Here is a 17,167-nt window from a genome sequence, read left to right on the forward strand (position 1 = left end):
TCAGGTGTGCTGGACACCATTTCTCCTCGTAGTCGGCAAACCGGCCGGACCACCATGCACAGCGGATTCGTGGGCGCGGAACGGACAGCTGAGCCCCGGACCGACAGTGCGAGGCTCGGCTGTCCCTCCTGTGCCAGCATGGAAGAGTGAGCAGCCAGGAACTCGCAGACTTTCTCCGCCGTCGCCGCGAGGGCCTGCGGCCGGAAGACGTGCCGGCCGAAGCGACGCTTCCGCCGGGCCGGCGTGCCCGTCGCACACCCGGACTGCGCCGCGAAGAGGTGGCCGCCCTGGCACAGGTGTCGGTGAGCTACTACGAACGGCTGGAACGGGCACGGGCGCCTCGGCCCTCACCGCAGGTGCTGTCCGCGCTGGCGACGGCTCTCCAGCTCACCGAAGCAGAGCGTGACCATCTGGCCCGCGTGGCCGGACAAGTGCTGCCGGCGGAGAACGACGGCGCGCCGGAGCACGTACCCGAGGACGCCCGACGACTGCTCGGCAGACTTGACGGCATCCCCGCCTACGTCGTCAACGACCGGCAGGACATCGTCGCCTGGAACGCGGCGGCCGCGGCTCTGATCACGGACTTCTCCCGTCTCACGCCCGACGAGCGCAACCTCACGCGCATCTCGACGAGACTCCGTGGCACCCTCTGCACCGGCGCGCCCGGTTCGGAGTCCGATTTCTCCCAGCAGGTGGCCGCTCAACTGCGCGCGGCCAGCGTCCGGTATCCCACGGACAGCGTGCTCGCGGAGCTGATCAACGAGTTCGCGACCCACGATCCGGATTTCGCGAGCAGCTGGCGCGATCACGCTGTGCGCCCCGTGCCCAGCGTGCGAAAGAACCTGCGTCACCCCGCACTGGGCGAGTTGGAGGTCGACCGGCACACCCTCGGCCTGCCCGGCTCGGGTTTCTCCTTGGTGATGTACACGGCAGAAGCCCGCAGCCCCAGCGCCGCTGCGCTGAAGAGCCTCTGACCGCTGCCACCACGGAGGCCACCGCGTCCGCCGGGGTCGGGCCGCGCGGGTGGAACCGTGGCTTCGGGACGGAGAACTGCCCGGTCCGGAGCTTTGCGCGCCTGTTTCGAGCAGGGCCGGAGCAGCCGTGTGCCGGTGCCGCGCCACGCCGGCGCGGCCCGATCGGCGTGCTGTACCCGCGCAGGTTCATGCTTTCTCCGCGGTGGGAACGTACGGCCTTGCCGTCCGCGGCCCGAGGGTCGGGAGCGGTCGCCGCGGTGGGGCCTGGCAGCGTGCCGCCAGGCCCCTGAACTGTACGGATCAGGTGCGCTCAGTTGACCTGCAGAGTCAGGTCCTTCGGCCAGCCGGCCCGGTCGAGCCGGCGGAACAGGTCCTTGACGTGGTCCGGGTGGAGCTTGATGCAACCGGAGGACTTGTAGTCACCGTCACCCTCCCAACGCCGAAGGCTGTCCTCCTCGAAGACGCTGAAGCCCTGTGTGCCGTCGGCCTCCATCTCGCTGTGGATGAACAGGTCGGTGCGGTTGACCGCCTTCTGGCCGGACACGGGCTTGCAGACCTTGTCGGCGAGCCCGATGACGTAGCCCTGCACCGCGGGCTCGTTCCACGGCATGGCATCGGCGCCGCGACTGGTCGTGTGTCCCTCGATCCGGTAGGTCCCGCTGGGGAGCCATCCCGTGCTGCTGGTGCACTCGTTCCTGCTGAAGTCCTTGCCGGAGCCCGCGCGGTAACTGACGACTACCTTGCCGTCCCGGAGGAGAGCCAACCTGGAGTTCTGCGGGTCGTTCCAGTTCTTGGTGAACTTCAGGGTGTACGTCGCGGGACGCGGGGCGGTGCGCTTCACAGACGGGGGACCGGCGAGGAGGGCTTTCCAGGTCCGGGGGCCGACGATGCCGTCGGCGGGCAGGCCGTGGTGTGTCTGGAACACGGTGACGGCGGCTTGCGTGCGCGGGCCGAAGGTGCCGTCGGGGGTCAGGGCGTGGCCGTGTGCGGTGAGGCGCTGCTGGAGTTCGACGACGGCCTGGCCGCGGCTGCCGCTGTGCGGGGTGGGCCGCTCCTGGGTGTTCGTGGCGGGGTGGGCCGGGGTTTCCTGGCGGACTGCGGCACCGGCCGGGTCGTCGTCGGCGCTGGCGGTGTGGAGGGCCTGCGTCGTGCCGATCGCGGCGAGCGCGGCGACGGTGAGGGCGGTGGTGACGGCGGCCCAGAGGGAACGGGGGGCGCGGTTGCGGTTCATGATGTGCGGTCCTTCCGTGTCGTGTTGGCGGGCGGGGCGGCGTGCCGGGCACGGTTCGCCCCGGAGTGCGGGCGTGTGAAGTGGCGGATGTCGGTCGCGTGGCCGGCGGCGTGGGCGAGGCCTGCCACTCACGGCTGCTCGGGGGTCACCAGCGCGGACCAGGTGTCCGGGCCGACAACGCCGTCGGGTGCGAGGGCGCGGACGGTCTGGAAGGCGGTGACCGCCTGGACGGTCGCCTCGTCGAAGGCTCCGTTCACCGGCACAGGGTGGCCGTGGGCGGTGAGCAGGCGCTGGGCGGCTGTCACGGCCGGCCCGCGGTCGCCGGCTCGGACGGTGACGATCAAGGCGTGCCAGGTGTCCGGGCCGGTGATGCCGTCGTCGGCGAGGGAACGGTCGCGCTGGTAGACGGTGACCTGGCTGGTGGTCGCCGGGCCGTAGACCGCGTCGGGTGCGGTGCGGTAGCCGTGGGCGGTCAGGAGGAACTGGATCGCGGCGACGGTCTCACCGCGCTCGCCGGACTTGACGAGCGGCCAGGTGCGGGGGCCGGTGCTCGGGGTCTGTGCGTTCCCCGCCTCGAACGGGGTCGGTTCACCGGACGTGCCGGGAGCCCGGGGTACGTCCGGCGAGAGGGCGGGCGGCGTGTGTGCCGGGGCGTCCTTGACGGGCTCCGGGTCCCCGAGGCCGTCCGCCGCCTCCTCTACGCACGTGTCGGGTGTCGGGCATTCGTCGGCGGGCGGTGCGGCCGCCGGGGGCGGAGGGCTGTCGGCGCGGCCTTGGGCGTTCTGGTAGGCGGAGGCGGCCATGGTCAGAGCGGCGACGACGAAGATGGCCAGCACCATGGGGCGGCTGCGGAGCCAGTCGGCCAGCCGCCGTTTCGGGCCGGACCGTCGTGCGGTCGAGGGAGGGTTGCCGGTCATCAGGTTTCTCCGTGAGGTGAGGTGCCGTGAGGGGCGGGGTGGGGCGCTGTTTCCCGTGGCGCCCCACCCGCTCCTGCGGGATTCGCCGGTCAGTACCGGGGACCGGTCACTTCCAGGCGCAGTGGACGTGGGTGCTGTGGCCCTTGTGGCCAGGGCCGAGGACCTCCGTCGCGCCGAGCCGGCGGCAGGCCGTCATGAAGGCGCGGTGCGGCGCGCCGCTGCCGACGTGGATGCCGTTGATCTCGTTGACGTCGAAACTGAGGCCGCGGTAGTGGCGGGAGGTGCTGCTGTGGACGCCGCCCACGAACTCGGTGACGTTCATGCGGAACCCGTGGGAGTTGCGCAGGCTCAGAAGGCCGCGGAGCATGCGGGCGTCGAGCTGGACCCGCTTGGCACCGACGTGGCTCTGCGGGCTGGTGAGCGCGCCCTTGCCGGCGGCCATGTCGACGATGTTGGCGTAGGCGGTGGAACCGCTGTGCCGGGTCTCGGAGTGCACCCGGGCGAACGTGATGCCCGAGGTCTTCAGGAGCTGCTTGGCCAGGGTGACGGCGTCACCCGCGGCGGGCGGGGCGTCGGAACCACCGCCGCTGCGGTCGGTGAGCAGAGCGCTCCACGTCCGAGGACCGGCGACGCCGTCGGGCTGCAGGCCCTTCGCCTTCTGGAAGGACCTGACGGCGGCTGCGGTGCCCGGTCCGAAGACGCCGTCGGTACGCAGGCGGGCACCGGAGGCGTCGAGCTGGTACTGGAGGGCCGTCACCGCCGAACCCTTGGCGCCTTCCTCGAGGGTGACGATCAGAGCTCCCCAGGTCTTCGGGCCGGTCACCCCGTCGGCCTCGAGGCCCCGGGCGGTCTGGAAGGACTTCGCCGCCGCCGCCGTATCGGGGCCGTAGACGCCGTCGGCATCCAGGCGCGCCCCCGCAGCGTTCAGGAGCTGCTGTGCGGTGACGACGTCGGTGCCGCGGCTCCGCGCGCTCAGCACCGGCGCTCCGGTGACCGGTGCCTGAGCGGCCGGCGGTCGAGGGGCCGGCGAGGTGGTGTCCCTGCCTCCGCCTCCGCCCAGGTGCGCGAGTCGGCGCAGTTCGGCGAGCGATCCGCGGAAGACGTTCAGGTCGACGTGACCGGCGGACGGGATGCCCGGCACGCTCCCGGTCTCCGTGTACTGCCAGATCTTCCAGTCCTGCCCCGCGCCCGGCACCGGCGCGGGCTCGTTGGAGCCGCTCTTGTACCGGGGTTGCCACATCACGTGTCCGGCGAACACCGAGCCGTCGCCTCCCATGCAGGCGTCGACGAACGACTTCGTGGTGTAGACGATCGGCTTCACGCCCAGCTGGGAGCTGACGGTGTTGAGGAAGGCACGGACGCCGGCGGCGCTGAAGTTCGCGGGGCACCTGCGCTTGTGCTGCTCGAGGTCGAGGACGGGGGGCAGTTCGCCGGCCGCCTTGCCCGTGTAGCCGGCCGCCTTCACGGTGGCGACGAAGTTACGGGCCTGGTCGGCTCCGGGCGTGCGGCCATAGAAGTGGTACGGGCCGTGGGGCAGCCCCGCCTGCCGTGCGCCGCGCAGGTCACGGGTGAACCACGGGTCCTGCCAGTCGGCGCCCTCGGTCGCCTTGACGAAGGCGAAGCCCTGGCCGGACGAGCGGACCCGGTTCCAGTCGATGGGGCTGCCGCCGCTGTGGTTGTGGTGGCTGGTGTCGACGCCCTTGACCACGTATGAGGAGGGCGAGGCGGCGTCGGCGGGGAGCACGGTCAAACCCGCGAAGACCATCCCTCCGCTCGCGAGCACCGCGCCCGTCCAGCCGGCGGTCTTCCTCTTCCTGGTCGTCCAGTTCACGTCTCTTCCTCTCTTCGGCCCGCCCGCACGCCGGCCCGAAGGGCGGTGTACGCGGTGGCGGGCGAGGCGGAGTCGCAGCGGTTCGTGCGGCTCGAGTGAGAAAGATGACCATCCCGTCGTCCCAGCGCTAGAGTTCTTCCAACGGTGGGTCATATTGGGACATACAAGTCCCTGACCAGCGGATTTATGATGCGATGGGGGCATCGTGGGACGGTTCGGGACACCTGCGGGACATGACGGGCCGGCTCAGGACGGAGTCGGCGACGAGACGGCGAACGAGACCCGGGACAGCGACCCCGCTGAGCCGTCGGCGGAGCTCGTCGAGCTGATCGCGGCGGTCCGCCGGTGCATGGACGAACTCAGCTGGTCCTACAACGTGATGGGCCGCAGGACAAACGCCTCCTCCAGCACCTGGAACCGCTGGTGCACCCAGACCCGGCTGCCGCGTCGGGACGCTCTGGTCAGCTTCGCCGGGGCCGCCCCCGAAGTCGTGGGGCGTCACCGGCTCCTTGCCCTGTGGGAGGCAGCCCGGGCGGCGCAGGAGTCCGCACGGGAGACGGAGGCGCGGGCGGAATCACCGCCTGTCGTCCTGCCGCCTTCGGCCAGCCGCCGTTTCACCCCCCTTGGATCACTTCTGCTGAGCGCCGCCGGAGTACTCGCCGTAGGGGCGGGCATTACGGTGTGGATGCTCAACGCGAACGCCGACGACGCGTCCGGTGGACACGCCGCGCCCCCCGCCGCGACGTCCGCACCGGGGCCTGCCCGGCCTTCGCCTACCATCAGCTGCCACGGCGAATCCTGCGCCTCGCTGGACGCCGCCCACACCCGCTGTGCCGACGATGCCCTCACCGCCTACAGCGGCCAGAGGTACGGGGTGACGATCGAGCTCCGCCACAGCCCGGCCTGTGGGGCCGTATGGGCCAAGATGAGCAAGACATCTGCCGGTGACCGGGTCACCGTCACCCACCAGGACGGTCACTCCGAGGAATACCGCCAGCAATACGGACGTGACGCCCACACCCTCATGCTCGCCGTCGACGCTCCTGAGGACGCCAAAGCCTGCGCCATCGTCCAGGACCGCGGCACCGTCTGCGCCACCCAGCGGGGCGCCGTGGCCCCTGCCCCCGCCGCAACGGGCCACTGAGGGCCGTCAGCCCGCGCCGCGCCGGTCATGGGCGCTTGTGCCCCTGTGGCCCTTGCTGTGTCCTCGCCCGAGTCTTGGTTCGTGCACTCGTGAATCCGCAGCTCATAGCCTGGTTTCCGGCGAACGGGCGAATGCTCCGCACGTGAGGGGCCGCCGCTCTGAGTGTCAACGGCCGTAATGGTGAGAGCAGCCTGCCGACGCGGGGGGGGGGGGGGGGGGGGGGGGGGGGCGCCCCGCGCGGGGGGGGGGGGGGGGGGGGGGGCGGGGGGGGGGGGGGGGGGGGGGGGGGGGGGGGGGGCGCCCCCCCCCCCCGCCGCCGGGCCGGGCCCCCCCCCCCCCCCCCCCCCCCCCCCCCCCGGTGCTCCCGTAGTGGTACTGGTGTCCGTCAGGTGACGCGGCGGCGGATCCACCAGGCGCAGAACCCGGTCAGGGCCAGGGCGAGGCCGAGGTAGAGCCCGGTCTCGGCCCGTTGGAGGGCCCAGAAGTTCCCGGCGGGCTGGTACGTCACCTGCTGCTTGTAGCCCAGGGCGCCGAGGTCGGCGACGCAGCCTTCGACCTGCTGCGGGGGCGGCGGGCCCGACTCGGTGCGCAGGCAGTCGGCGAAGGAGGACGGCACGGGGGCCGGATGTCCGGCGGCGTTCAGCGTCTGCTGGGAGGTGACCCAGGACCCGGGCACTTCTTCGAGGTGCGCGATGATCTGCCCGGCGCCGTCCTGGATGCTGATGGGGGCGCCGTCGGGCTCGATCGGCGCGGTGGTCCGGTCCGCGGCGGCCAGGTGGCCGCGGATCCACATCGGCACGGCGATCTGGACGGCGGTGTAGAGGGCGAACGTGGTGGCCATCGCGGGCAGGGTGCGGCGGATGACCAGGCCGAGGGCGACGCCCAGGACGAAGGCGAAGGCGGCGTGGGCCATGGGGACGACACCCCGTGCGGCGAAGGCCACGGGGTCGAGCCGCGGGAAGTACGTGTCCGTCGCGCCACCGCCGTCGACGGCCCGGTCGATGGGGCTGCTCCACCAGCTCACCGCGAGGCTGGTCAGTCCGGCGGCGGTCATGGAGGCCGTCGCACCGAGGCCCAGCTTGGTCGCCAGCCAGCGGGTGCGGGTGACGCCCTGGTTCCACGCGAGGTGGTGGGTGCCGGTCTCCAGCTCCCGGGCGATCAGCGGCGCGCCCCAGAACATCCCGATGACCGCCGGCACGGCGAGCACGGCCAGCAGTCCGGTGTAGTAGAGGGTCTGGTCCGCACCGGAGACCTGGTCCACCAGGCTGCTGCCGGCCGTCCGGTGGAGGTCGGCCAGGTGCGGGCCGGAGACCACGAGGGCGGCGGCGAAGGCGGCCACCGCGGCGAACACGACGGCGGCCTGGACACGGAACTGACGCCAGGTCAGCCAGATCATCGGAGTACCTCCAGTGCGGGCCGGGTGTCGCGTACCGCATCGGCGGGCCGGGTCATGTAGGCCAGTGGGGTCCAGGCCGAGGCGGCGGATCCGGTCGCGCGCCACGGCGTCGTCCCAGTCCGGGTTGAGGCGCCGGCCCAGGCCGAGGTGGTCGGCGACGCTCAGCGCCGCGTAGGTCGGGGTGTCCTGGGCGACGAAGCCGACCTTGGCCAGCTGTTCCGCACCCGCGGCAGGACGGCCGCCGCACACCTCGATGGTGCCGACCGTCGGGGTCAGCATCCCGGAGGCCAGGTTCAACAGGGGCGACTTGCCGGCGCCGTTGGGGCCGACCAGGCCGACCACCCGGCCGGCCGGGACCTCCAGATCGCAGTTCCGCAGCGCCCAGCGGCGCTTGTACCTCTTGCCCAGGCCCTGGGCTCGCAAGACGGTGCTCACGCCACGTCCTCTCCGGCGGCGTTGCGGAACGTGTTCAGGAACAGCGCCTCGATGCTCTCCTCGTCGAGCCCGGCCAGCCGGGCCTTGGTCAGCCAGCGCTGCAGGTCCTTGCGGAGCGGTCCGTGCGCGGCGAGCGTGCCGTCGGCCAGCGTCCGGGTCACGAACGTCCCGACGCCGGGACGGGCGGCCACCAGGCCGTCGTGCTCCAGCTCCCGGTACGCCTTGAGCACCGTGTTCGGGTTGACCGCCATCTGCTTCGCCACGTCCTTGACGGTCGGCAGCCGGTCCCCCTCGTGCAGCAGGCCCAGGCGCAGTGCGTGCCGAACCTGCTGGACCAATTGCTGGTACGGGGGCAGGCCGGACCGGCTGTTCAGGTGGAACTCAATCACCGGTTCCTCCATTTACCTAGTCGCCTAGCACTATAGGCCCCTACGTCGACCGTTCGGCAAGGCGCGCACCGCGGGCGCCGGCCGCCCCGCGGCCGGGCGGACGCCTGGCGCCGCACGCGTCCCCGCGGTGCCAGGAGGGACGGAGGCCGGTACGGGTGCGTGGCTGCCGGGCTTCCGCCGCCGCGCGAGAACCGCGGACCTCGGGGCTTCTTCGGGTCCGGGACGGGCGGCACCCTTCCGGCCGGGTGACGGGCGGGGTACCGGGACGGGCGGTGCCGTGGGAAGCCATCGGCCGAGAGCCGGGAGGCTTCCCCGCCGTCAGAGGCGGAAGATCTCCGTGAAGCGGGTCAGGAGGGTCTCCGGGCCCTTGAGGGCGATGCTCCGGGTCGCGAGTGCCTCGGTGGGGGTCAGGGTGGCGCGCATGAGGTCGAGGACGGAGTGGCCGGAGCGGGTCTCGATGACCAGGTCGGGGGCGGGGTGGGGGCCGTGGGCGACGGTGAGGCGGTCTCCGTCGACGGTCAGGGCGAAGGTCGCGTCGGCCGTGCGCACCTCGTAGCCGAGGGTCTCTCCGGCGGCGGCTTCGGGGCGGAAGGCCGTGTGGAAGGACAGGGCGCGGCTTTCGGCGGTGGTGATCTCGCCGGGGCGGGGCCCGGTCATGGTGCGGGCGCCCCAGCGGCCGAGGGCGGTCACGGCCGGCTGGAGTGCGTGGCCGTGCTCGGTGAGTTCGTAGACGACACCGCGGTCGGGGTGGGGCAGGGCGCGGCGGACGGCGACGCCGTGGGCCTCGAGCTGCTTGAGGCGGGTCGCGAGGATGTTGGTGGGGATGTTCGGCAGGCCGTTGCGCAGGTCGGTGTAGCGCTTGGGGCCGAGCAGGAGGTCCCGGACGATCAGCAGGGTCCAGCGCTCGCCGACGACCTCCATCGCGCGGGCGAGGCCGCAGAACTGGCCGTACTCCTTCACCGTCATGGTTCACATTCTAGTTCCCGCACCATATTGCGAACAGAGCTTGCATTTTACAAGCAGACTTCAGTCTGCTTGATTGACTGCACCGGAACGGTCGGCATCGGCAGAGGGAGTGGGAGAGGGCATGTCCTTCCAGGCGTATCTGGACAAGATCGAGGACAAGACGGGCCTGACGCCCCGGCAGTTCATCGTGCTCGCGCAGGAGCGCGGCTACGACAGCGCGGACACCAAGGCCGGCGTCATCCTGGAGTGGCTCAAGCAGGACTACGACCTGGGCCGCGGGCACGGGATGGCGCTCGTGCACGTCATCAAGAACGGCGCGAAGATCTCCGACAAGCACGTCGGCTCGGGCGGGACCCACCAGGACGAGTCGGACACGCTCTGGCTCGACGGCAAGGCGAACCGTCCCTGAGACGGGCGCGGGGCCCTTCCGGCAGGTCGGTGTCCGTGCTCCGGAGGTCCGTGGGAAGACCGCCGCTCCACCGGGAGCGGCGGTCTTCCCACGTCCGGGGCTCCCTTCAGCCGGCCACCGGCCCGCGCCGGGCGGCGGCCACCAGCAGGGCCGCGCAGACGACGCCGAGGACCGCCAGGGCGGTCCCGGCCCACATGGCGTCGGCGTAGCGCAGCGTCGTGCCCGTCGCCGGGTAGAGGAAGGCGCCCACCACGGCGATCCCGGCGGCGGCACCCAGCTGCTGGGCGGTGCTGAGCACGCCCGAGCCGGCGCCGGCGTCCTGGGGCGGCACCTGGGCGAGCACGATGCCGGTGAGCAGGGGGACGATCATTCCGTTGCCGAGCCCGTAGACCGCGAAGCCTGCCATCAGCGGCAGGATCGCGGCGTCCGGTGTGCCCAGGCCGACGGTCGCGAGCGCTCCGGCGAGGCCGGCCGCGGTCAGGGCGGCGGCGACGACGAGCACCCGGATGCCGTAGCGCTTGTGCAGGGCGGGGCTGACGCGTGATCCCACGGCGATGGCGACGGCCGCCGGGGTGAAGACGAGGCCGGCTGCGGCCGGACCGAGGTGCGATTCGTCCTGGAGGTAGAGGCCGAGCATGACGGCGAACGGCACGCTCGACATGTACAGCAGGAAATTCAGCAGGACGCCCAGGCCGAATGTCCGGCTGTGGAAGAACCGGACGGGGAGCAGCACGGCGCGGTTCTCCCTGCCGCGCCGCGTCTGGTGTCCGACGAAGAAGGCGAGGAGCAGAGCGGCGGCGAGGAGGAGGAGCGGCCCGGTGGGCAGGAAATCCCATTCCCGCAGGGCCGCGAGCGGCAGGAGGAGCAGGGCGGAACCGGTGGCGCTCAGGGCGATGCCGATACCGTCGATTCCCTGTCCGGTGCGCGGGGCGCGGTCGTCCGGCGCGGTCCGGGCAATGGCGATGTGGGCGAATACGCACAGGGGTACCGCGACGAGGAAGACGGGACGCCAGCCCAGGCCCAGGAGATCCCAGGAGGGAATCGCGCCGCCGAGTATCTGCCCGCCGACCATGCCCAGGCTCATGGAGACGCCGTACCAGGACAGGGCCCTGGCCCGTTCGGCGGGCGGGAACTGGACCCGGACGAGGGCCAGCACCTGGGGCTGGAGCACGGCCGCGGAGGCGCCCTGGGCGAGGCGTGCGGCGATCAGGACCGCCGGTGACCAGGCCAGCGCGCACGCCAGCGAGGTCACGGTGAACAGGACGAGTCCGAGGCGGTACATGCGGCGGCGGCCGAAGAGGTCGCCCAGCCGTCCGCCGGTGATCAGGCCCAGCCCGTAGACCAGGCCGTATCCGCCGACGACGGCCTGGAACTCGAAGGGCGACAGCGTGAACGACCGGTTGATCGAGGGCGCCGCGAGGTTGACGCAGAACTGGTCGAACAGGGAGAGGAAGGGGCCGATGGCCAGGACGGCGAGCGCCTGCCACCGACGGGGGTTCAGCGGTGCCTCGTCCGCCTCCGCGGGCGGGGCGGGGGCGCCGGCCGGGGACGGTGCGCGGCCGTCCGTGCGGGGGGCGATAACCGTACGGCCCGGTTTCACGAGAATCTTCTCCCAACGCGGCCGGTCATGACCGCCGATTCGAGGAGCGGTACGGATCGGCGGTTCATCTCATCCACCGGTTGCCGCGCCCACAAGCGGACTTGGCGAAGTCTCCGCGGCGGCCGTTGTTCGCGGCGGCTTGCACAACTCCGCATGGACAGCGTCGTACGGGCACGAACATCCTTCCGGTGGCAGCGTCCCCTTTCAGGAAGGCTGTGCCGTGGAAAGCCATCGCTCGGCGTCCCTGCTTTTCGGGGAGAAGGACCAAGGCGAGAAGGACCGGGGCGAGAAGGACCGGCGGGAAGAAGCCCGCGCGCTGTTGCTGCGCGTTCTGGACGGCTCCGTGCGTTCCGATCCGTATCCGGTGTTCGACCGGATACGTGAGGCCGGGCCCTTGTGGTGGGACGGGTCGACCGTCGTCCTTTCCTCGTACGAGCACTGCTCGGCCGTGCTGCGGACGCCGGAGGCCGTCGCCCGGCGGGCCGACGCGTGTCCCGCCGGGCGGGACGGTCGGCCGGAGGGGCTGGCCGTCGCCGTGGCGGGCTCGGCGGAGCACGTGTGGCTGCGCCGGCTGGTGGCGCGGGTGCTCACGCCGGAGCGGCTGCGCGCCCTCGTCCCCTTCGTGCGCGCCCTCGTCGACGACCTCCTCGACGGGGTGGCGGCGCGGGGGCGGCTCGAAGTGGTCACGGACCTGGCGTATCCGCTGCCCGCGGCCGTGCTCTGCCGTCTGCTGGACCTGCCGCAGGAGGACGCGTCCTGGCTGCACCGGCAGGCCCTGCTGCTCTCCCCCGCGCTGGACCCGCATCCGCTGCTGACCGGCACGGCCCCGCCGGGGGGCGAGGCCCGCCGGCGGGCGGAGGAGGAACTGGACGCCTACCTCGGCGAACTGGTGCGCTCGCGCGGCGCGCGGGGCGGCGAGGATCCGCTGTCGGTGCCGGAGGACGCGGACGGGCCGTCCTCGGCGGCGCGGCTCGCCGCCGCGTGCCGGGCCCTGCTCGTCGCGGGGCACGAGACGAGCGTCGACCTGGTCTCGGGCGGCGTCCTGGCGCTGCTGCGGGCCCCGCACGTGCGGGAGGCGGTGCGGCGGGACGCCCGGTACGCGGGCCAGGTGGTCCAGGAGGTCCTGCGCCTGGATCCGCCGGTCCAGCTGCTCCACCGTCATGCCGTCGCCGATCTCGACGTCTGCGGCACGCGGGTGCCCGCCGGGACCACCCTGCTGCTCCTGCTGGCCGCGGCCCACCGGGATCCGCGGGTGTGGGACAGCCCCGAGGTGTTCTCCCCGGACGAGGCCGGGGCGCCGCACGCCGCCTTCGGGCTGGGGCCGCACGCGTGTCCGGGTGAACCGGTGGCCCGGCTGATCGCCGAGACGGTCCTCACCCGGTTCGCCCAGCGGGTCACCGGTGCCCGCTTCGCCACCGGGACCCCGTCCTACCGACCGAACGTCACCCTGCGCGGCCTGCGGGCGCTGTGGGTCGATTCCGACGGCTTCGGCGACCGCGGTCTGCCGTGGCCGCCCGCGTGACGCACCCGCCGCTTCGCTTCGCAGCGCTCACCCATGGGAGCAAACTCGTGACAGTCCTTCACACCGCTTCGCGCACCCTGACGCTGGACTGCGTGTTCGACACACCCGCCGGCGAGGACCGGGACGTCCTGGCCGGCCGGCACGTCCTGGCCCGCATCGTGTACGGGCACCACGGCGGGCGGCCGACGCTGTACCGGGGGTCCCCCCGGCTCGACGTGCACATGATGGCCGCGCCCGCCGTCCCGTTCACGGAGGCCTGGGTCACCGACCGTCCCGTGCGCTCCGGGCTGCAGGACAACCTGGTCTACGCGGAGGACGGCGAGCACTTCTTCTGCGCGGTGCGCGTCGAGGAGAGCGGTGTGTACCGCGACGCGGTGCACACCGCCTACGGCGCCGCGTTCCGGATGGCCTGGCAGCAGGGGTACACCGATCTGTTCCGCATGTGGAACCTGGTCGGCGACATCACCGGCGACAACGCCGAGGGCACCGAGATCTACCAGGACTTCTGCGCCGGCCGGGCGCTGGCCTTCGAGGAGTGGTCCGGGCGCTTCGAGGGCGTCCCCGCGGCGACCGGCATCGGCTCCCTGGGGACGGGCATCGACCTGTACTTCCTGGCCTGCCGCCCCGGGCGCACGACCCATCTGGAGAACCCGCGGCAGACCCCGGCCCACCGGTACCCCGACCGGTACGGGGCCCTGTCGCCGAGTTTCGCGCGCGGCACCCACCTGGCGTCCGAGGGGTACGGGACGGGGGCCCTCTACGTGTCGGGCACGGCCAGCATCCTCGGGGACGACACCGTGCACCCCGGCGACATCGAGCGGCAGCTGGACGTCACGCTGGCCAACATCGAGGCGCTGGTGAGCGGGGAGAACCTGCGCCAGCACGCCGTCGACGCCGGGTACGGGCTGACGGAGCTGGACAGCGTCAAGGTCTACGTCCGTGACGCGGAGCACCTGCCGGCGGTGCGGGCCCGGTGCGCCGAGGTGTTCTCCGGCGCGGCGGACGTGGTCTTCCTCAACGTCGGTATCTGCCGGCCGGACCTGCTCGTCGAGATGGAGGGGATCTGCCGATGACCACCGCCCCGTCCCGCCCCGCCGGTGACACCGTCGCGCCGGTCTCCGTCACCGGGACCCGCAGCGGCAACCTGGTCGAGCTGCTGGAGGAGTCCGCACGCGCGCACGGCCGGCTGGACCGCACCGCCTACATCGACGAGGACGGCGAGCACTCCTTCCGCTCGGTGTACGAGGGGGCGGGCCGGGCCGCCGCGGTGTTCGCGGCGCGCGGTCTCGGCCCCGGTTCCCGGATCCTCGTCGCGCTGCCCGACGGCATCGACTTCGTACGGGCGTTCCTGGGCGCCGTGCGCATCGGCGCGGTGGCGATCCCCGTCAACTCGATGTTCCACCCGGACGAGATGGCGCGGGCCGCGCGCATCGCCGAGCCGGCGGCCGTGGTGGCCCCGCCGGAGTTCGAGGGGCTGTTCACCGCGCCGGTGCTGACCGCCCGGTCGTTGTCGCGGGACGACGGCGGTGCGGTGCCGCCGTACGCCGACCGCGCGCCGCACACGCCGGCGTTCGCCGCGTTCACGTCGGGCACGACCGGCGGCCCCAGGCTCTGCTTCCACACGCACGCGGACGCGGAGGTCCTCGACCGTGCGGCCGGCGAGGCGATCGGGGTGACCGAGGACGACGTCTGCTACTCGGTGCCGCGGATGAACTTCGCGTACGGGCTGGGCAATTCGCTGTTCTTCCCGCTGCTGCGGGGTGCCGCCACCGTGCTCACCGGCCGGCGGCTGGGCCCGGCCGACTGCCTCGCCCTCATCGCCCGGCACGGCGTGAGCGTCTACTACAGCCAGCCCACCTTCTTCGCGCACATGCTCGCCCACCCCGACGCGGAAGACGTCCTCGGCCGGCTGCGCGTGGCGGTCGTCGCCGGGGAGGTGCTGCCCCAGGCCCTGGAGCGGCGGCTGCGCCGCATCATGGGCGAGCGCCTGCTCAACGTGTACGGCACGACCGAGATCGGGCACGCCCTGCTGGTCAACGGGGCGGGCTCCTACCGGGAGTTCACCCTCGGCAGGGTGCTGGCGCCGTACCGGCTGCGCGTCGTCGACGAGGAGGGACAGCCGGTGGCCGCCGGCGGCGAGGGCCGGCTGGAGCTGGCCGGGCCCACCATCGGTCCGGGCGTCGCCCGGGGCAGCGACACCCCGCTGCGGACGGCGCCACAGGAGTGGTACGCCACCAGCGACGCGGCGACGGTCGACGCCGACGGGTTCGTCCGGGTGCACGGGCGTCTCGACGACGTGGAGATCGTCGGCGGCATCAACGTGCACCCCACCGAGATCGAGGACCGTCTCATGGAGCACCCGGCCGTGAAGGAGGCGGCGGTGTGCGCGGTGCGGCGCGACGACGGGGTCTCGGTGCTGCGGGCCTTCACGGTCCTGCGGGCGGGTGTCGACGCCGCTGCCGCGCAGGAGGTGCGGCAGGAGCTGCTCGCCACCTGCCGCACGTCGCTGACCTGGTACAAGGTCCCCGAGGACGTCTTCTTCGTGACGTCGCTGCCCCGTAATCACACCGGCAAGCTGCTGCGCCGCACGGTCCGCGCGCAGGCCGCCGGCGGTTCGTTCCGGCCCTGACATCCGCTGCCCCGACCTGTCCGCCGGTTCCTCGTCGGGTCCGGCCTCGTCCCCCTGGAGTGAGAGCGTTGACAACAGCTGACACCGGCACCACCACGGTCACCTTCGACGGTGAGAGCCTCACCACCGACGCGGTCGGCCGTGTCGCGGAACTGGGAGCGCCGGTGGGGGTGTGCCCCGGTGCCGTCGCCAAGGCGCTCAAGAGCCGCGCGATGCTCGAGGAGCTGGCGGAGCAGAACATCCCCATCTACGGCGTGACCACGGGCTACGGCGAGATGATCTACATGCAGATCGACAAGTCGAAAGAGGTCGAACTGCAGACGAACCTGGTGCGCAGCCACAGCGCCGGGGTGGGCCCGCTGTTCGCCGAGGACGAGGCCCGGGCCATCATGGCGGCACGTCTGAACACGCTCGCCAAGGGGCACTCCGCGGTCCGCCCGGAGATCCTGGACCGCCTGGCGCTGTATCTGAACGAGGCGATCACACCGGCGATACCGGAGATCGGTTCGCTCGGCGCCAGCGGTGACCTCGTGCCGCTCTCGCACCTCGCCGGCACGCTCATCGGCGAGGGCCAGGTGCTGCGCGACGGCAAGCGGCGGGAGACCGGCAAGGTCCTGCGCGAACTGGGCATCGCCCCGCTGCGACTGCGCTTCAAGGAGGGCCTGGCGCTGATCAACGGGACCTCCGCCATGACGGGTCTCGGCTCCCTCGTCGTGGAGCGGGCGTTCACCCAGGTCCGCCAGGCGGAGATGGTCTCGGGTCTGCTCAACGACGTACTGCGCGGGTCCAGGAGCCCGTTCCTGGCCGAGGGCCACGACGTCGCCCGGCCGCACGCGGGGCAGATCGACTCGGCGGCCAACATGCGGACCCTGCTCGCGGGCAGCCGTCTGGCCCTGGACCACGCGGACCTGCGCCGCGAGCTGGAGAAGGCCAGGGAAGGCGGCGGTGACGTCCAGCGCACCGACGTGTACCTGCAGAAGGCGTACACGCTGCGCGCCGTGCCGCAGATCCTCGGGGCGGTGCGGGACACCCTCGAACACGCGCGGGGGCGGCTGGAGACCGAACTCAACTCCGCCAACGACAACCCCCTGTTCTTCGAGGGCGAGGAGATCTTCCACGGGGCGAACTTCCACGGCCAGCCCATCGCGTTCGTCATGGACTTCACCACGATCGCGCTCACCCAGCTCGGGGTGCTCGCCGAGCGGCAGGTCAACCGGCTGCTCAACCGGCACCTCAGCTACGGTCTGCCGGAGTTCCTCGTCGCCGCCGACCCGGGCCTGCACTGCGGTTTCGCCGGCGCGAACTACCCGGCGACGGCCCTGGTGGCGGAGAACCGGACCATCGGGCCCGCCAGCACCCAGAGCGTGCCGTCCAACGGCGACAACCAGGACGTCGTCAGCATGGGCCTGATCGCGGCCCGCAACGCCCGGCGGGTGCTGCAGAACAACAACCGCATCCTCGCGGTGGAGTTCCTCGCCGCCGCCCAGGCCGTGGATGTCTCCCGGCGGTACGACGACCTGAGTCCGGCGAGCCGGGTCACGTACGACGCGGTGCGGTCCCTGGTGCCCACCCTGGGCGTGGACCGCTACATGGCCGACGACATCGAGCTGATCGCCGCGGCGCTGTCGCGGGGCGAGTTCCTGCGGTCCCTGAGCCGGGAGGGAATCGCGCTGCGCTGATCCGGCGTACGGCGGTGTGGGGGACGGTGCACGACCGGTGCGCCG

Annotated in this window: 14 protein-coding genes; 7 read left to right on the forward strand and 7 right to left on the reverse strand. The window is 72.5% G+C overall.

From position 1 onward, the window contains the following. Nucleotides 1-146 precede the first annotated feature (146 nt). Nucleotides 147-974: a helix-turn-helix transcriptional regulator gene (locus ACIA6T_RS28390; protein ID WP_399449326.1), complete on the forward strand. Its 828-nt coding sequence runs from the start codon at nt 147-149 to the stop codon at nt 972-974. 310 nt (nt 975-1,284) lie between these two features. Here ACIA6T_RS28390 and ACIA6T_RS28395 read toward each other — a convergent pair whose 3' ends face one another. The 3 genes from ACIA6T_RS28395 to ACIA6T_RS28405 form a co-directional block, all read right to left on the reverse strand. Continuing rightward, the gene (locus ACIA6T_RS28395; protein ID WP_399449327.1) at nt 1,285-2,205 is read right to left on the reverse strand and encodes a peptidoglycan-binding protein; all 921 of its coding nucleotides are present in this window, start codon (nt 2,203-2,205) and stop codon (nt 1,285-1,287) included. 128 nt (nt 2,206-2,333) lie between these two features. Next, entirely contained in the window at nt 2,334-3,122 is a 789-nt protein-coding gene (locus tag ACIA6T_RS28400; protein WP_399449328.1) for a peptidoglycan-binding protein, read from the reverse strand. 106 nt (nt 3,123-3,228) lie between these two features. Then, entirely contained in the window at nt 3,229-4,953 is a 1,725-nt protein-coding gene (locus ACIA6T_RS28405) for a GH25 family lysozyme (RefSeq protein WP_399449329.1), read from the reverse strand. A 205-nt stretch (nt 4,954-5,158) separates the two neighbouring features. Between ACIA6T_RS28405 and ACIA6T_RS28410 the strand changes: the two genes are divergently transcribed. Continuing rightward, complete coding sequence (locus ACIA6T_RS28410) at nt 5,159-6,097, forward strand: DUF2690 domain-containing protein (protein WP_399449330.1); 939 nt, start codon at nt 5,159-5,161, stop codon at nt 6,095-6,097. A gap of 385 nt (nt 6,098-6,482) precedes the next feature. On the opposite strand, the gene ACIA6T_RS28415 is transcribed toward ACIA6T_RS28410, so the two are convergent. The 3 genes from ACIA6T_RS28415 to ACIA6T_RS28425 form a co-directional block, all read right to left on the reverse strand. After that, nucleotides 6,483-7,928, reverse strand: coding sequence for an ATP-binding cassette domain-containing protein (locus tag ACIA6T_RS28415; RefSeq protein WP_399449331.1), 1,446 nt, complete (start codon nt 7,926-7,928; stop codon nt 6,483-6,485). Beyond that, on the reverse strand, nt 7,925-8,329 hold the full coding sequence (locus ACIA6T_RS28420; RefSeq protein ID WP_399449332.1) for a GntR family transcriptional regulator: 405 nt from the start codon (nt 8,327-8,329) through the stop codon (nt 7,925-7,927). Before ACIA6T_RS28420 ends, ACIA6T_RS28415 begins: the two co-directional genes overlap by 4 nt. A gap of 306 nt (nt 8,330-8,635) precedes the next feature. Further along, complete coding sequence (locus ACIA6T_RS28425; RefSeq protein WP_399449333.1) at nt 8,636-9,283, reverse strand: winged helix-turn-helix transcriptional regulator; 648 nt, start codon at nt 9,281-9,283, stop codon at nt 8,636-8,638. A 121-nt stretch (nt 9,284-9,404) separates the two neighbouring features. Here ACIA6T_RS28425 and ACIA6T_RS28430 point away from each other — a divergent pair, with 121 nt between their 5' ends. Then, complete coding sequence (locus ACIA6T_RS28430) at nt 9,405-9,692, forward strand: DUF4287 domain-containing protein (RefSeq protein ID WP_399449334.1); 288 nt, start codon at nt 9,405-9,407, stop codon at nt 9,690-9,692. 106 nt (nt 9,693-9,798) lie between these two features. Here the strand turns inward: ACIA6T_RS28430 and ACIA6T_RS28435 are convergent, their stop codons facing one another. Then, the gene (locus tag ACIA6T_RS28435) at nt 9,799-11,292 is read right to left on the reverse strand and encodes an MFS transporter (protein WP_399449335.1); all 1,494 of its coding nucleotides are present in this window, start codon (nt 11,290-11,292) and stop codon (nt 9,799-9,801) included. Between the two features lie 220 nt (nt 11,293-11,512). On the opposite strand from ACIA6T_RS28435, the gene ACIA6T_RS28440 reads away from it, so the two are divergent. The 4 genes from ACIA6T_RS28440 (at nt 11,513) to cmdF (ending at nt 17,122) form a co-directional block, all read left to right on the forward strand. Beyond that, entirely contained in the window at nt 11,513-12,814 is a 1,302-nt protein-coding gene (locus ACIA6T_RS28440; protein ID WP_399449336.1) for a cytochrome P450, read from the forward strand. A 47-nt stretch (nt 12,815-12,861) separates the two neighbouring features. After that, entirely contained in the window at nt 12,862-13,887 is a 1,026-nt protein-coding gene (locus ACIA6T_RS28445; RefSeq protein ID WP_399449337.1) for an FkbO/Hyg5 family chorismatase, read from the forward strand. Then, nucleotides 13,884-15,443, forward strand: coding sequence for a class I adenylate-forming enzyme family protein (locus ACIA6T_RS28450; protein ID WP_399449338.1), 1,560 nt, complete (start codon nt 13,884-13,886; stop codon nt 15,441-15,443). The genes ACIA6T_RS28445 and ACIA6T_RS28450 overlap by 4 nt, the downstream gene beginning before the upstream one ends. A gap of 68 nt (nt 15,444-15,511) precedes the next feature. After that, complete coding sequence (gene cmdF / locus ACIA6T_RS28455) at nt 15,512-17,122, forward strand: tyrosine 2,3-aminomutase (protein WP_399449339.1); 1,611 nt, start codon at nt 15,512-15,514, stop codon at nt 17,120-17,122. Nucleotides 17,123-17,167: the final 45 nt, after the last annotated feature.

It is taken from the genome of Streptomyces sp. NPDC051740, from assembly GCF_044453165.1.
Taxonomy (GTDB): Bacteria; Actinomycetota; Actinomycetes; order Streptomycetales; family Streptomycetaceae; genus Streptomyces; species Streptomyces atrovirens.

Coding starts and splice junctions, on each gene's coding strand:
- ACIA6T_RS28395 (WP_399449327.1), bottom strand. CDS start 2,205: ATGAACCGCAACCGCGCCCCCCGTTCCCTCTGGGCCGCCGTCACCACC.
- ACIA6T_RS28430 (WP_399449334.1), top strand. CDS start 9,405: ATGTCCTTCCAGGCGTATCTGGACAAGATCGAGGACAAGACGGGCCTG.
- ACIA6T_RS28420 (WP_399449332.1), bottom strand. CDS start 8,329: ATGGAGGAACCGGTGATTGAGTTCCACCTGAACAGCCGGTCCGGCCTG.
- ACIA6T_RS28400 (WP_399449328.1), bottom strand. CDS start 3,122: ATGACCGGCAACCCTCCCTCGACCGCACGACGGTCCGGCCCGAAACGG.
- ACIA6T_RS28450 (WP_399449338.1), top strand. CDS start 13,884: ATGACCACCGCCCCGTCCCGCCCCGCCGGTGACACCGTCGCGCCGGTC.
- ACIA6T_RS28425 (WP_399449333.1), bottom strand. CDS start 9,283: ATGACGGTGAAGGAGTACGGCCAGTTCTGCGGCCTCGCCCGCGCGATG.